Origin of the sequence: Ruminococcus sp. AF31-8BH, from assembly GCF_003460605.1 — a bacterium.
GTDB lineage: Bacteria > Bacillota > Clostridia > Lachnospirales > Lachnospiraceae > Blautia_A > Blautia_A acetigignens.
The window spans coordinates 23,588-37,537 of sequence record NZ_QTVN01000007.1; the positions used below are offsets into that span (position 1 = coordinate 23,588).

The 13,950-nt window shown below is 40.2% G+C and carries 13 protein-coding genes and 1 riboswitch; of the genes, 11 read left to right on the plus strand and 2 right to left on the minus strand.

Going from position 1 to position 13,950, the window contains the following annotated elements; genetic code table 11:
* The first annotated feature begins 238 nt into the window (after positions 1–238).
* Positions 239–865 (plus strand): DUF3786 domain-containing protein, encoded by a 627-nt coding sequence (locus DWZ38_RS09950; protein WP_117852316.1) that lies wholly within the window; start codon positions 239–241, stop codon positions 863–865.
* Here the strand turns inward: DWZ38_RS09950 and DWZ38_RS09955 are convergent.
* Positions 787–1,434 (minus strand): TetR/AcrR family transcriptional regulator, encoded by a 648-nt coding sequence (locus tag DWZ38_RS09955; RefSeq protein WP_117852320.1) that lies wholly within the window; start codon positions 1,432–1,434, stop codon positions 787–789. The two genes, DWZ38_RS09950 and DWZ38_RS09955, sit on opposite strands and share 79 nt — an antisense overlap.
* Positions 1,435–1,602: 168 nt before the next feature.
* On the opposite strand from DWZ38_RS09955, the gene DWZ38_RS09960 reads away from it, so the two are divergent.
* The 10 genes from DWZ38_RS09960 (at position 1,603) to DWZ38_RS22230 (ending at position 13,421) form a co-directional block, all read left to right on the plus strand.
* Complete coding sequence (locus tag DWZ38_RS09960; RefSeq protein ID WP_117852323.1) at positions 1,603–2,373, plus strand: AAA family ATPase; 771 nt, start codon at positions 1,603–1,605, stop codon at positions 2,371–2,373.
* A gap of 85 nt (positions 2,374–2,458) precedes the next feature.
* Positions 2,459–3,391: a MoxR family ATPase gene (locus tag DWZ38_RS09965; protein WP_117852328.1), complete on the plus strand. Its 933-nt coding sequence runs from the start codon at positions 2,459–2,461 to the stop codon at positions 3,389–3,391.
* Between the two features lie 6 nt (positions 3,392–3,397).
* Positions 3,398–5,215, plus strand: coding sequence for a nitric oxide reductase activation protein (locus DWZ38_RS09970; RefSeq protein WP_117852332.1), 1,818 nt, complete (start codon positions 3,398–3,400; stop codon positions 5,213–5,215).
* Positions 5,216–5,231: 16 nt separating this feature from the next.
* On the plus strand, positions 5,232–5,426 hold the full coding sequence (locus tag DWZ38_RS09975) for a hypothetical protein (RefSeq protein WP_117448277.1): 195 nt from the start codon (positions 5,232–5,234) through the stop codon (positions 5,424–5,426).
* Positions 5,427–5,448: 22 nt separating this feature from the next.
* Positions 5,449–6,198: a P-loop NTPase gene (locus DWZ38_RS09980; protein ID WP_117852337.1), complete on the plus strand. Its 750-nt coding sequence runs from the start codon at positions 5,449–5,451 to the stop codon at positions 6,196–6,198.
* Between the two features lie 23 nt (positions 6,199–6,221).
* Entirely contained in the window at positions 6,222–9,083 is a 2,862-nt protein-coding gene (locus tag DWZ38_RS09985) for a glycoside hydrolase family 3 N-terminal domain-containing protein (protein WP_117852340.1), read from the plus strand.
* A gap of 225 nt (positions 9,084–9,308) precedes the next feature.
* Positions 9,309–9,384, plus strand: a riboswitch (cyclic di-GMP riboswitch).
* Between the two features lie 175 nt (positions 9,385–9,559).
* Positions 9,560–9,970 (plus strand): hypothetical protein, encoded by a 411-nt coding sequence (locus DWZ38_RS23465; protein WP_347519379.1) that lies wholly within the window; start codon positions 9,560–9,562, stop codon positions 9,968–9,970.
* 45 nt (positions 9,971–10,015) lie between these two features.
* A complete protein-coding gene (locus DWZ38_RS09995) occupies positions 10,016–10,831 on the plus strand; it encodes an ABC transporter substrate-binding protein (protein WP_117852343.1) in 816 nt (271 codons plus the stop codon).
* Positions 10,815–12,977 (plus strand): ATP-binding protein, encoded by a 2,163-nt coding sequence (locus DWZ38_RS10000; RefSeq protein WP_117852346.1) that lies wholly within the window; start codon positions 10,815–10,817, stop codon positions 12,975–12,977. Before DWZ38_RS09995 ends, DWZ38_RS10000 begins: the two co-directional genes overlap by 17 nt.
* Before the next feature lie 300 nt (positions 12,978–13,277).
* Positions 13,278–13,421, plus strand: coding sequence for a hypothetical protein (locus DWZ38_RS22230; RefSeq protein ID WP_207661319.1), 144 nt, complete (start codon positions 13,278–13,280; stop codon positions 13,419–13,421).
* A gap of 188 nt (positions 13,422–13,609) precedes the next feature.
* On the opposite strand, the gene DWZ38_RS22475 is transcribed toward DWZ38_RS22230, so the two are convergent.
* On the minus strand, positions 13,610–13,804 hold the full coding sequence (locus tag DWZ38_RS22475) for a hypothetical protein (RefSeq protein WP_117852348.1): 195 nt from the start codon (positions 13,802–13,804) through the stop codon (positions 13,610–13,612).
* Positions 13,805–13,950 lie beyond the last annotated feature (146 nt).

A 13,950-nucleotide genomic window follows, 5' to 3' on the forward strand; every position in this document is an offset into this window, starting at 1 on the left:
TCAAGTTCTCAACAGTTCTTTTCAATGTGTTGGGAACTTGTACATATTTTTTATTTTGATGATTGTAAATAATATAATTACAACTATAATAAAATTTAAAGGAAAAGTCAACACAGGAATGAAACTTACGGAGGATTGTATCATATGCTGATCGTAAACATATTTATGAAACCACCAAAATCCTTGCATAAACATTGATTATTATATGATGCGATGAAATATTTACAAAGGAGAGCTTATGGAATACAAAAATCAAACAGAAAATCGTGCATTTCAGGAAATGTTGCAGGCAGCAGTAAAACGGCTGCAAAATCGTTCCGGAGAGGATCTTGCTGCAAAAAGTGGAGCTGTTTTTCATAGCAGCCGAAATGTGCTTGAAGTACTGAGTTTTTATGAAACGATTGAAATTCAACTCCCTGAGTTTCGTATTAACTCAAATATGGATGAATGGCATTATCTGACATTGCTGCATTATCTGGATATGGCCGATGGAACAGAAGGTTCACAGAAGCTCATTACTTTTGGTAACCTGAAAGATGGATTGATTCGAGGAACCAAGTTTGACCGGACTGCAGAGCAGAAACTGGAAAAGCTTTTGCAGGATAAAGATCCTGAGAAAATTCAGAAAGCATGTAAAAACCTGGGTGCAGAATTCACAGAGACAAAGGCGGATCTGTGTGCTGTTTTTCCAGTTCTGCCAAGATATCCGGTAACTTTAAAGATATGGTTTGCGGATGAAGAATTTCCTGCATCGGGAAAACTATTTCTTCAAGATCATGCCGATCATTATCTGAGTGTAGAAGATGCAGTAACAGTCGGAGAAATTTTGCTACAAAAATTATCGGAAGCATTTTCTTCCCTCTGATCATGAATCAGAAAACTTTCCAGTCCGGCTTTGATAAATTTGTCAATTGTTGTCTGAATCTGTTTCCAGTCATTACAGTGATTGCGGAGCATTAGTCTGTTGATGGAAAGGCAGCCATTCATTTGAAAATAAAAAACCGATTCTGCCTGTTCAAAGGTTAGGAGGCTGTGTGACATAAGCCAGGTCACATAGCCTTCTTTTGTATTTTCTGCTATTTTTTCCAGAAGAATGGGGGCAATTGCATCATCCAGAAACAGTGCTCTGTATTGTGATTCCATCTGTATTTTCTGACAGAACGGATAGGAACAGCTTTTTTGATTTAGACAGAATAAATGATCTACCGTTGTTAACATATCCTGAGTCATATCATTAAAAATATCTGATAATACATCATGGATATCGTAGTAATGAAGATAAAAAGTGCCACGGTTGATTTCAGCATTTTTGCAGATCTCTGTAACTGTAATTTTCGTAAAACTTTTCTGCTTTAACAATTCTAAGAACGTATCTTTTATGGTTTGCTTGGTATAGCGGGTACGGCGATCTTGTTTTTTCGTTTTTTCTGACATTATATACTCCTGTATTATTTGGTATCATATGATTCCTCAACAATTTTCCTGATGTGTTGAGTAACCATACAAATCTCATAGACTGATTATTGTAATTTATATAGTAACAACTATAATGAGGTTTAAAGAAAAAGTCAACAGATTGTTCAGAATTTTAGGAGGAAAAACATGGGACATGTAATTGCAGTATCAGGAAAAGGTGGCGTAGGAAAAACAACTCTTTGTGGATTGTTGATCCAGTATTTATGTGAAAGCGGAAAACGTCCGGTCCTGGCGGTGGATGCAGATGCAAATGCAAATTTGAACGAAGTGCTCGGTGTTGAGCCGGAGATTACACTTGGGGAGCTGAGAGAAGAAATTGAGCGGGCAGGCGTAGACCCACGATATCAGATTCCCTCCGGTATGACAAAACAGGCATATCTGGAAATGCGTCTTTCTGATGCGATTGCAGAAGAAGACGATTATGATTTGATGGTAATGGGACGAACCCAGGGACAGGGCTGCTATTGTTTTGTAAATGGTCTTGTGCAGACCCAGGTTCAGAAACTGCAAAGCCATTATCCATATATTGTGGTTGATAACGAAGCAGGTATGGAACATATCAGCAGAGGAATCCTGCCAATGATGGAAGTTGCCATTCTTGTAAGTGACTGTTCCAGAAGAGGTGTTCAGGCAGCCGGACGTATTGCAAAGCTGATGAAGGAGTTAAACTTTAAACCACAGAAAACTGGATTAATCGTGAATCGTGTTCCGGATGGAAAACTGGATGCCGGAACTCTGGAAGAAATCCGGAATCAGGGACTGGAGCTGCTAGGAGTGGTGCCTCATGATAACCAGGTTTATCAGTATGACTGTGATGGAAAGCCGATCATACAGCTTCCGAAAGATTCTCCGGTCAGAAGTGCACTGGGAGAAATTGTAAAGAAGTTAGGATTGTGAGTTGGAGGATTGAAAGTTTGAAGATTGAGTAAACAGAAATATTATCTGATTTGGTATAACCAATTGCAAAGAAAGGAAAATCTTCATGAGAAATCATTGGACAGAAATAGAAAAATATTTAAAAGACCAGAAGATAGCGCAGGAACTGATTGGAGAACTGAGAGATTTTCACATGTGTTATGAGGTAGAGAATCAGGTAAAGGAACGGGTAGAAAAACCGGATATCCTATTTTATGGGAAAAAGATTCTGGAAATGTCAATAGCAGCGCTTCTTCAGGGAGATAACTTGTTACTTTCCGGTGCGAAAGCTACAGGGAAAAATGTACTATGTGAGACACTGGCATGGATATTCGGAAGACCGGAATACGACATTTCTTTTCATGTAAATACAGACAGTGCCGATCTGATTGGAACGGATACCTTTATAAATAATGAGGTTCGCCTTCGGAAAGGTCCCATCTACCAATGCGCGGAATTTGGAGGATTTGGAATCCTGGACGAAATCAATATGGCAAAAAATGATGCAGTTTCTGTACTGCATGCCACACTGGATCATCGGCGCAGAATCGATATTCCAGGATATAACAGGATTTTACTTCATCCGGCAACACGATTTATCGGCACGATGAATTATGGTTACGCAGGTACCAGAGAGCTAAATGAAGCTTTGGTTTCAAGGTTTATGGTAATTGATATGCCTGAAATGGATGAGGATAGTGTCCTTTTTGTATTAAGACAACATTTTCCAGATGGGGAAAAAAGTGCACTGAAAGCTTTTGCAGGACTGTTTCTGGATTTGCAGATCAAAGCTTATCATGGAGAAATTTCAACAAAATCTCTTGACCTGAGAGGATTGGTTTCTGCTGTAAAAGCAACAAGAAGCGGACTTTCTCCAATTGAAGCAATCCAGATGGGGATCATAAATAAAAGTTTTGATGTATTTGAAAAAGAGATCATAGAAGATGTGGTTTCTACCAGAATCCCATCTTCCTGGACCGTAAAAGACATATGGGGGTAAACTTGTATGGAGGATGTCAGATGGCCGGCGGAACAACTGGAAGAACATCGTCTGGAGATCAGCAATCGTATCAGAAATCTTTTTTGGACGGTCAGTGGTGATTATGATATGGAATTTGAACCGGACACAGAAAAATATGTTTATTCAAAACAAACGGTTCTATATGAGGCAGTGAAGCAGGGGGCCTTTGCACGATATTTTGATCAGAAGAAACTTGGCATGTATTTGATGAAAAAATTACATTTTTCTGCTGGAGAAGATATGCTTTTGCCTCTTGCTGGATTATGCATGGATGCTGCAGTGAATTGTTTTATCATTCGAGAACGTTTGGGAACAAAGGAAATCAGAGAACAGGCGTTCAGAGAATTGGAAAAAGCCGAGGAAGAGCAGGTATCAGACAAAGCTGGAACAGACCTGATTCACAGGATCAGGCTTCTGTATATAAGGCATGTTCTGGAGAACACAGACGATAAGGGAATGGATCCACAGGCAAAGATTGCATTGTACAAGATTCTTTCTCTGAAGGATGCGGAAAATACGGAAGATGTCATAAACGTGATAGATGAGATTTATAATCATGTTCTGGATCCATCTTTTGAAAAAAGGAATGGAAATCTGGAGAAAATTTTGAATTTACCGGATATGGCATTGGCCAATGACGCGTGGCAGGAATGCATGACAGATGAACAGATGGAAGACATCATTCAAAAATATCTTTCTAATCTCAAAAAAAAGATGATAAGTCTGGATATCAGAAACAAAAAGAAAAAAAGATTTTATTTCTCTCCGGAAAATGAAGAAGTTCCGGAAAGCTCGGAGAATATAAATCCACAGGCAGTGCGACGGATACGGGAATATGTGGAACTGAATTACGGAAAATCGTATCTAAGTGAATCGGAGCAGGCCAGAGTCAATCGGAAATTTTGTACAGGAATCCACAAAAACTGTATCCTGTATCTTACAGATGGAATTTTACAGAACCCTGTGATAAAAAATAATCAATACCGTTTTTCTCAGCTGCAGTTTGAAAAAAATAAAGCCTATTATGGAAATAATCACTGGATCATCAAAAGAAATATTTCTATGTTGGCAGAGTCACTGAAACGGGCATTTATAATCCGAAAGGATGATTTTGTCAGCAGATCTGATGCAGGGCAGCTTGTTCCTGAGAGGTTATGGAAAATTGGAAGAACAGACGATGACAAGTTATTTAATAGAAAAAAGAGATCAGAAGATTCAGAGTTTGTAATAGACGTCCTGATTGATTCCAGTGGTTCTCAAGCTGGCAGACAGGCTCAGGTAGCGGCGCAGGGATATATTATCAGTGAAGCATTAAGCCAGGCAGGAATTCCTCATCGGGTGACAGGATACTGTGCTTTCTGGGGATATACAGTACTTCAGAGATTTCGGGATTATGAAGATCCAAGGGAAACAAATGAAAGAATCTTTCAATTTCGGGCATACGCCAATAACAGAGATGGGATTGCACTGAAAACAGTCTGTTCCTCTCTTATGGAGCGACCGGAAAAAAATAAGATTTTAATCGTATTAAGTGATGGAAAACCCTGTGATATGAGCATACAACGACCAGGAACCCGCCAGCCCAAGATCTATGACGGAGAAGGAGCTGTGAAAGATACTGCATATGAGGTGCGTCGGGCCAGAAATCAGGGAATTTTCGTGATTGGTATTTTTGTAGGGAATGAAGAAGAGCTCTCCGTGGAAAAGAGAATCTATGGAAAAGACTTTGCCTATATTCGTAATATCAGCAATTTTTCCCGTATGGTAGGAACTTTTTTGCGAAGACAAATTGATATGGAATGAAAATGGAGGAATCACTATGGGTAAAATTGAATTTGCCAATTGCCAGGATGTAAGAAATCAGAAAAAGATACGGGAATTAGATTGTCCACGCTGTCATGAACCGGGAGGCATTGAAGCCTTTGTGAAAGACGGGATACTTGCAGAGGACGGAGTATGTGATAACTGCGGATATATTCTTCCGGAAGGAACAGAACTGGAGGAAGTGGAGTAAGAAGCATTTAAGGAGAGAACAAATGAAAATTGCTGTAACTGGAAAAGGTGGATGTGGAAAAAGTACAGTAACCAGTCTTTTGGCTAAGGCTTTAGCCAGACGAGGAAAAGAAATTTTGGTAATTGATTCCGATGAATCTAATTATGGTCTGCACCGACAGCTAGGTATGAAGCTTCCCAGAGATTTTACAGACTATTTCGGTGGTAAGCAAAATGTTTTAAATGACATGATGTTATCAAAATTTACTCATCAGTTTTTTGAAGAAACCTGGACTATAAATGATATACCGGAAGATTATTATAGTCTGAAGGACGGTGTAAAACTGATGACCAGTGGAAAAATTCATCAAGCAAATGAAGGGTGTTCTTGTGCTATGGGAACTGTTATGACTCAATTTATCCAAAATCTTAGGCTTACAGAAGATCAATTTGCGCTAATGGATATGGAGGCTGGTGTTGAACACTTTGGACGTGGAATTGATAACGGTGTAGATTTGATATTGATAATCATAGATCCATCCTATGAATCCCTACAGCTTTCCAAAAAAATCGGGGAATTATCGGAAAGTATTCGAAAACCATTTTATTACGTTCTCAATAAAGTAACAAAAGAGAATCAGGAAATGATGTATGAATCTGTATGGAATTCAAGTCGAGTCGCTGTATCTCTTAGTGCGGATCCTAGTATTATGGGAGAGGGACTGATAGGAAAAGAACTATCAGAAAAACCAGATGCTATTGAAAACTTAACAGAATTTCTACTTTCTATTTAATGCGAAATGGAGGAAAAAAGAGAATGATCAGTGTTGAAATGGAAGATGTTCTGGCAGTATTACAATTATGCAAACCGTATATTATCGGTATTATTGCTGCACTTGTAATTGGAATCGTAATTATGATCGCATGCCGCAGAATGTCCAGGGGAAAAAGATTTCTGATAAGGGGAGAAGCTGCGATTGCAATGGCTCTTGCAGTCGTTGTCTGCGTGAATATGATCTGTTTTGGACCAATGGCTACGTTGATTGGACTGGCAACGGGAAATGGAACTTTAAGCGATGAAACAAATGAAGAAGCTGCGGAAGTGGCAGAAAAAATTATGGAAGACGGAATTGTTCTTCTGAAGAATGAAAGCCTGCTTCCTTTAAATGAAACAAAAAAACTGAATATTTTTGGCTGGGAATCTATTAATCCGGCTTACGGAGGAGCTGGTTCCGGTGGTATTAATGATCTGTATGATATTGTCAGTCTGAATCAGGGACTTGAAAATGCCGGATTTTCTATTAACCAGGAACTGGTTGATTTTTATAACAATTATGGTGCAGATAATCCGGAAATGTCTATCCAGAAACAGAGCTGGACATTACCGGAGCCACCTGTAGATACTTACAGTGATGAGCTTATTAAAAGCGCGAAAGAATATTCTGATGTGGCAGCTGTGGTTCTTTCCAGAAAAGCAGGTGAAGGTCATAATGATATTCCTATGGATGTAAGAAAAGCAGCATATGATAATAATTCAGATGAATATGATGATTTTCCTGAGGGAGAGCATTATTTACAGCTTTCACAAACTGAGAGAGATATGGTGGATATGGTTTGCTCAAACTTTGATAATGTGATTGTGATTTATAATGGAGCAAATCAGTTTGAACTTGGTTTCGCAGATGAATATCCTCAGATTAAATCTGTTGTATGGTGCCCCGGAACGGGAAATGTGGGATTTAATGCACTTGGTAAAGTATTTTCAGGTGAAGTCAATCCTTCCGGAAAAACACCGGATACATTTATTTATGATATGACAACTGCTCCGTGGTGGAATAATGCAGAAAAAACGGAGTATACAAATCTGGCAGATATGGCCGTTGAAGGAATGAACGCAGGAACTGCGCAGGTGTATGCTCCGGCATTTACCAATTATGTGGAAGGCATTTATGTAGGATACAAGTACTATGAAACAGCTGCACAGGAAGGTGCGATTGATTACGATAAGACTGTACAGTATCCATTTGGATATGGTCTGAGTTACACGGAATTTGAACAGAAAATGGGTGAACTGGAGGAAAAAGACGGACAGATTTCTGTAGATGTAGAAGTAACCAACACCGGAGATGTTGCCGGAAAAGATGTAGTAGAAGTGTATTATAAACCGCCATATACAAATGGCGGAATTGAGAAAGCATCTGCAAATCTGATCGAGTTTGCAAAAACAGATCTGCTTCAGCCGGGAGAATCTCAGATTGTTACAGCTACATTCAGTATAGAAGATATGGCCTCTTATGATGAGAATACTGCAAAAGCATATGTTCTTGAAAAAGGCGATTATGTGATTTCTATCAACAGCGATTCACATACTGTGCTGGATCAGAAAACTTATACTGCAGATAAAGATGTAGTATATAAGGGAGAAAATAAAAGAGCATCAGATGATACTGCAGCAACAAATGTATTTGAAGATGCAAAAGGCGATGTGACATATTTATCACGAGCAGATCATTTTGCAAATTATGAAGAGGCTACAGCAGCACCGGCATCTGCAGAGCTGGGTGAGCCATATGTTTCTGAATATCATCTGAACAGCAACTTTGATAAGACTACATACCTCAATGATGAGGATGTAATGCCGACAACGGGAGCAGATAATGGACTTACATTAGCTGATATGCGTGATGCTGATTATGACGATCCTCGTTGGGAAAAACTTCTGGATCAGCTTACTGTTGACGAAATGACAAATATGATTGCAATGGCTGGTTATCAGACAGCAGCCATGGATTCTGTGGGAAAAGTGGCTACACTTGATTTCGATGGACCAGCAGCAATTAATAACAACTTTACAGGAGTTGGTTCTATTGGATTTCCAATTGAAGTTGTGGTTGCTTCCACATGGAATAAGGAACTTGCACAGGCCTGGGGTGAATACATGGGCAAGATCAGTCAGGAAATGGGTGCAGAGGGCTGGTATGCACCAGGTATGAATACTCATAGAACTGCATTTGGAGCAAGAAACTATGAATACTTTTCAGAAGATGGAGTTCTTGCAGGAAATATGGGAGCAAAAGCAGTAGAAGGAGCAAGAAAATATGGAGTTTATTCTTATATCAAACATTTTGCTCTGTATGAGGGAAATGCAAAGATGGTAAGTGTCTGGTCAAATGAGCAGGCAATCCGGGAAATCTATCTGAAACCATTTGAAATTTCTGTAAAACAGGGTGGCGCAAATGCGGTTATGGTTTCCTGGAGCTTCCTTGGAGATAAATGGACTGGAGAAAGCAGTAACCTTATGAATACAGTTCTCAGAGATGAATGGGGATTCAGGGGAATGGCGCTTACAGACTTCTTCCGAAACAATGGTCATGGATTTATGAATGCAGATGCAGCTTTGGCGAATGGAGTAGATGCAATGTTGTCCACATTCAACGGAGAAGAGAACAATGTAGCCAATCCGGAGCATCCAACATCTGTACTTCAGATGAGGAATGCCTGCAAAAATGTCATGTATACAGTTGTAAGCAGCTGGGCTTATGATGGAGAACATGAAGAAACAGGTATGGAAAACTGGAAAAAAGCAGGAATTGGTATCGACATTGTAATAGCACTTTTCATGGCAGGAATGGAAGTACTGGTAATCAGAGGATATAAGAAAAGAAAGAATGCTGAATAAGGATGAAAGTGGGATGGAATCAAAGCTTCGGTTACCTATACAGGTGACAGAGACGGAGCTGAGGTTGTTCAGACGTATGTAAGAAAAGTAGAAGAACAGTTCGAGTATATGTATCGGCTGTTCTTTTTTTATTTTCGAACGTTAAAACGGTAATGTTTATCTTGTGTATAGTAGAACATTAGAGTATAATAAAACCAATTTTTTGCATAAGTTTAAAAGCCATAATAAGGAAATCGGCAAACCAGATGAAAATCTGGGACGCAAAGCTACAGGGCCTGTAAAATGGCAGCCAGTTGCATGAAATGAGATGCACTGTCTGTTTGACAGTGCTTTTTTGCGGAATGACTTATCAACAGAAGATGAAAGGAAAATTATGAAATTGAAAAAAATATTTGGTGTATCTGTTGTAACTGTGCTGTTATGTCTTACGGGCTGTACGAATAAAAAAGCTTATTTATGAAAAACGGCTGAATCAGATGGATGAAGTGACCCATCAGATGTTTTTAAATCTGGAAGATGTTATGGGCACAAAATGGGATTATGTCCAGGTACAATTCATGTGCTTTATCATTCTGTTTGCAGTTGTTGCGGCAGTTTGTGCAATTACAGCTATCGTAATAGTGCTTAGAAAAAAACAAAGTGAAGCAATTGAAGTTGAAAGAGAAAATAACGCAAAACTGGAAACAATCAATAAGACGATTCCGATCATTGCCATGACTGCCAATGCATTTTCAGAGGATATTCAGCATTCTCTGGCAGCCGGTATGAATGCACATGTTTCAAAACCGGTTGAGATGAAGGTACTGGAAAAGACAATCAGAAGTATAAAATCCGGCGGGGGGGGGCACCGAACCGCAGGTCACGGAACAGTGACAAATGGAAAGTAACCGGACATAAAAGAATCGAAAAGGATAGTTAGGGATAGACAGAAAATGAAAGGAAAAAGAGTGATCGCAGGCATACTGCTTGCGGGAATTTTAGCAGTCACCCTGGCAGGGTGTAAAAACACAGATAACACGAAGGAAGAAACCGAAAAGCCTGTTATTACCCTCGGCAGCGACAACTATCCACCATACAATTATCTGAATGAGGATGGTGTACCGACGGGAATCGATGTAGAACTGGCTACGGAAGCTTTTAAAAGAATGGGATATCAGGTGGAGGTTGTCCAGATCAACTGGGAGAAGAAAAAAGAACTGGTGGAGAGCGGAGAGATTGACTGTATCATGGGCTGCTTTTCTATGGAAGGACGCCTTGACGATTACCGCTGGGCGGGACCATATATAGCAAGCCGGCAGGTAGTCGCTGTGAATGAGAATAGTGATATTTATAAACTGAGTGACCTGGAAGGTAAGAACCTGGCTGTTCAGTCCACAACCAAACCGGAAGGCATCTTTCTGAACCGGACGGATGAGAGGATCCCAAAGCTGGGCAATCTGATCAGCCTGGGACACAGGGAACTGATCTATACATTTCTGGGAAAAGGATATGTAGATGCAGTCGCCGCACATGAGGAATCTGTTGTTCAGTATATGAAGGATTATGACGCAAGCTTTCGTATCCTGGAAGAACCCTTGATGATCACCGGAATAGGTGTTGCTTTTGCAAAAGAGGATGACAGAGGAATCTGTGAGCAGATGAGCCGGACTCTGGAAGAAATGCGTCAGGATGGCACATCCCTGAAAATTATTGAAAAATATCTGGATGATCCCCAGAAGTATCTGGAGGTGGATGATCTTGGATATTAAGAGAAAGAAAAAAGAAAAACGAATCCAGCTGCTCGGTGGTCTGTTTGGAATCTGTGTGGCAGCAGTCTCTCTGTTTTATTTCTTTCATGCGGAGAAAGCGGAAGCAGAGAAAAGAATGGTAGAGATTGTAAATTATGTCAAAGTGCAGTGTTCCACCTACACCCATTATAATGAATCTTCGGAATCCAAAAGTCTTCTCCGTTCAATTGAAAGTGCCAGACAGATGAGTACGAATATCGATATGGAAATAGAAAACGGCGGTCAGCTAAGTCGGGATTTCCTGAAGGAAAACCTGCAGACTCTCTGGGTGGATGGTATCATTGTACTGGATGCAGAAGGAAAGACGGACTGTGAATACAGCACGGATGAGTCTCTGGCTAATGAGATTACAGAGTATCTGCAAAAAGACATTATCATGGATTTTGCCGGATATGAAGAAAGAAGCTATTCAGAACGGTTTAACAGGGAAGACGGATCACATATTGATATTGCAGCCTGTGCCAGAAAAGATGCACCGGGTATTGTGGCAATCTACTATCATACACCTCCTGAATTTGCCAGAAACTATACGCTGACGATACAGGGGCTTTTAAATGGCTATAGTACTCAGAAAGATGGAACGATTATTGTTGCAGACGAGGGAATCGTTGTTGCCAGCAACGATGAGAGCCTGTTGGGGCAGAATACGGCTGACAACGAAGTTGTTCAGGCAATGAAAAAGCATACAGACAGTCAGCACATTTATCACTTGAAGAATGAAGGAAGCGGATGTTACGGAATCATGCTGAAACAGCGGGATTATTATATTTATGCATATCTTCCGGATACGGAAGTGTTTCATGATCTTCCATTAAGTGTAGCAGGTGTCATTTTTCTTTATTTCCTGATGTTCAGTATATTCTGGTTCTGGACATACAGAACCAAGAGGGCACATCAGAAACTGGAACAGGAAAAAGATGAAAAATATAAAGCAGAACTATTAATAGCTGCAAAAAAGGCAGAAGCCGCCAATGAGACAAAAACAGAGCTTCTACAGCGAATGAGTCATGATATCCGGACTCCAATCAATGGAATCTGTGGCATGGTAAATATGGCAGATCATTATGCAGATGATATAGAAAAGCAGACAGAATACAGAACAAAGGTGAAAGAGGCATCCAATCTGCTGCTGGAACTGGTAAATGATGTTCTGGACATGAGTAAGCTTGAGTCAGGTGAAATCGTTCTGGAAGAGATTCCATTTAATCTGAGCAAAATTTCCAGGGAAGTATTTGTTGTGATCGAGCAGATGGCAGCAGAACAGAATATTCGGATCAAATGGGAGAAGAAAGAAATCACGCACCGTGCTCTTATTGGAAGTCCGGGATATGTGAAACGTGTGATGATGAATATTCTGTCCAATGCGGTGAAATATAACAGAGAAAACGGACATATCTATATCAGCTGCATTGAAATTCCGTCCGAACAGCCAGAAATGACGACAATGGAATTTGTCTGCCGGGATACAGGAATCGGAATGACTGAGGAGTTCCAGAAATGTGTGTTTGAACCATTTGCACAGGAACATACGGGAAGCCGCACAAAGTTTGCCGGAACCGGACTGGGAATGCCGATTACAAAGAAACTGGTCGAGAAAATGGGTGGTACCATTACTTTTGAAAGTGAAAAAGGCGTAGGGACGACATTTGTGATCCGGGTTCCATTTAAAATAGATCCGGATGCGGATAAACGTGAAGAACGGAAGGATGTATCCGAAAAATCTATAAAGGGATTGCATATTCTCCTGGCGGAAGATAATGAGCTGAATATGGAAATCGCTGAATTTGTGCTTCAGAATGAAGGGGCTGACGTGACAAAAGCCTGGGATGGTCAGGAAGCTGTTGAGCTGTTCAGAAATAGTGAACCTGGTGAATTTGATGTCATTCTTATGGACATTATGATGCCGGTAATGAATGGCTATGAAGCTACAAAGATGCTCAGGTCTCTGAACAGAGAGGATGCAAAGACAATACCGATCATTGCAATGACAGCAAATGCGTTCACGGAGGACAGAATAAGAGCAAAAGCAGCAGGAATGGATGAACATGTTGCTAAGCCTGTTGATGTGGAATTACTGTTAAAAGTAATTCATAAATTGGTGAAATAATTGATAGGGTAATGTTAAATAAGCGGTGCACACACACTGAAAGGTGTGTGTCAGAATCTTTTCTTATATTTTTTATAGTGAAAGATTGCTTGAAGTGCGGTAAGGAATATGGTATCATAATAGAACATATATTCGATTAAAGCAAGGCGGTGAATAAGATTGACGAATACTGGCAAAATACAGGCAATCCGGTCTGTCCTTTTATTGAATGATCCGGATAAAAGCCGGTATATTAAACTTCTGGAAGATCTGGGAGATTTGCTGCGGGGCAGGTGCTTCCGGTTCTGGTGCGGATGAAGGATGTTTCTGGTCCGTTTTACAGATACGGGCGGCGGAATACAGGTGAAGGCTCACAGGCTGTTTGCAACGAGGGAAGAAGCTGAAAAGAGTATTGAGAAGGCATCAGAGACAAAGAAGGTGCGTGGGAATCCGTATGACCGATAGTATTGAACGGATGGTAAAGTAAATAAATGCATCAGGGGAAACCTGTTGTTGTCTGTGGAGAGATCTGCAGATGGCAGCAGGTTTATTTTTTTGTGTGAAAGGACAAGGAAGTAGATACTCGAGTGTTCCAAGGAATCCGTTTTCTTTTGGAAGAGAATAGTTATTACCTAATTGGGCAATCAGGTGAGCTACTGTGGTGTAAAACTGTGTTTCTTCCTTTTTGACATTAAGGCTAAAATCTCCTGTGGGTTTGTTAATTGACGTCCGGGAAGTGTCTGCTTTGGTGTGCGGTCATGATCAGCTTCGTCAATTGCTGCAACAAAACGTTTTACGCTATTGGGATTGGATACGACAAAATTATGAGTAATACTTGAAGTAGCCATGTTAACCGATATGCTCTGTATCTGTTTTCATTATGATAGGTATTTGAATTTGGAAAAGAAATTCCATACAGGCATTGTTGATTCAATCAGAAAGGAAAACAAATTCATGAAATCAGTAATTTCCATTGGAAATCAGGATTTTATAT

Bases quoted from the DNA above. Each gene is read 5' to 3' on its own strand.
- DWZ38_RS09950 (WP_117852316.1), top strand. From the start codon at position 239: ATGGAATACAAAAATCAAACAGAAAATCGTGCATTTCAGGAAATGTTG.
- DWZ38_RS09955 (WP_117852320.1), bottom strand. From the start codon at position 1,434: ATGTCAGAAAAAACGAAAAAACAAGATCGCCGTACCCGCTATACCAAG.
- DWZ38_RS09960 (WP_117852323.1), top strand. From the start codon at position 1,603: ATGGGACATGTAATTGCAGTATCAGGAAAAGGTGGCGTAGGAAAAACA.
- DWZ38_RS09965 (WP_117852328.1), top strand. From the start codon at position 2,459: ATGAGAAATCATTGGACAGAAATAGAAAAATATTTAAAAGACCAGAAG.
- DWZ38_RS09970 (WP_117852332.1), top strand. From the start codon at position 3,398: ATGGAGGATGTCAGATGGCCGGCGGAACAACTGGAAGAACATCGTCTG.
- DWZ38_RS09975 (WP_117448277.1), top strand. From the start codon at position 5,232: ATGGGTAAAATTGAATTTGCCAATTGCCAGGATGTAAGAAATCAGAAA.
- DWZ38_RS09980 (WP_117852337.1), top strand. From the start codon at position 5,449: ATGAAAATTGCTGTAACTGGAAAAGGTGGATGTGGAAAAAGTACAGTA.
- DWZ38_RS09985 (WP_117852340.1), top strand. From the start codon at position 6,222: ATGATCAGTGTTGAAATGGAAGATGTTCTGGCAGTATTACAATTATGC.
- DWZ38_RS23465 (WP_347519379.1), top strand. From the start codon at position 9,560: ATGGATGAAGTGACCCATCAGATGTTTTTAAATCTGGAAGATGTTATG.
- DWZ38_RS09995 (WP_117852343.1), top strand. From the start codon at position 10,016: ATGAAAGGAAAAAGAGTGATCGCAGGCATACTGCTTGCGGGAATTTTA.
- DWZ38_RS10000 (WP_117852346.1), top strand. From the start codon at position 10,815: ATGATCTTGGATATTAAGAGAAAGAAAAAAGAAAAACGAATCCAGCTG.
- DWZ38_RS22230 (WP_207661319.1), top strand. From the start codon at position 13,278: ATGTTTCTGGTCCGTTTTACAGATACGGGCGGCGGAATACAGGTGAAG.
- DWZ38_RS22475 (WP_117852348.1), bottom strand. From the start codon at position 13,804: ATGGCTACTTCAAGTATTACTCATAATTTTGTCGTATCCAATCCCAAT.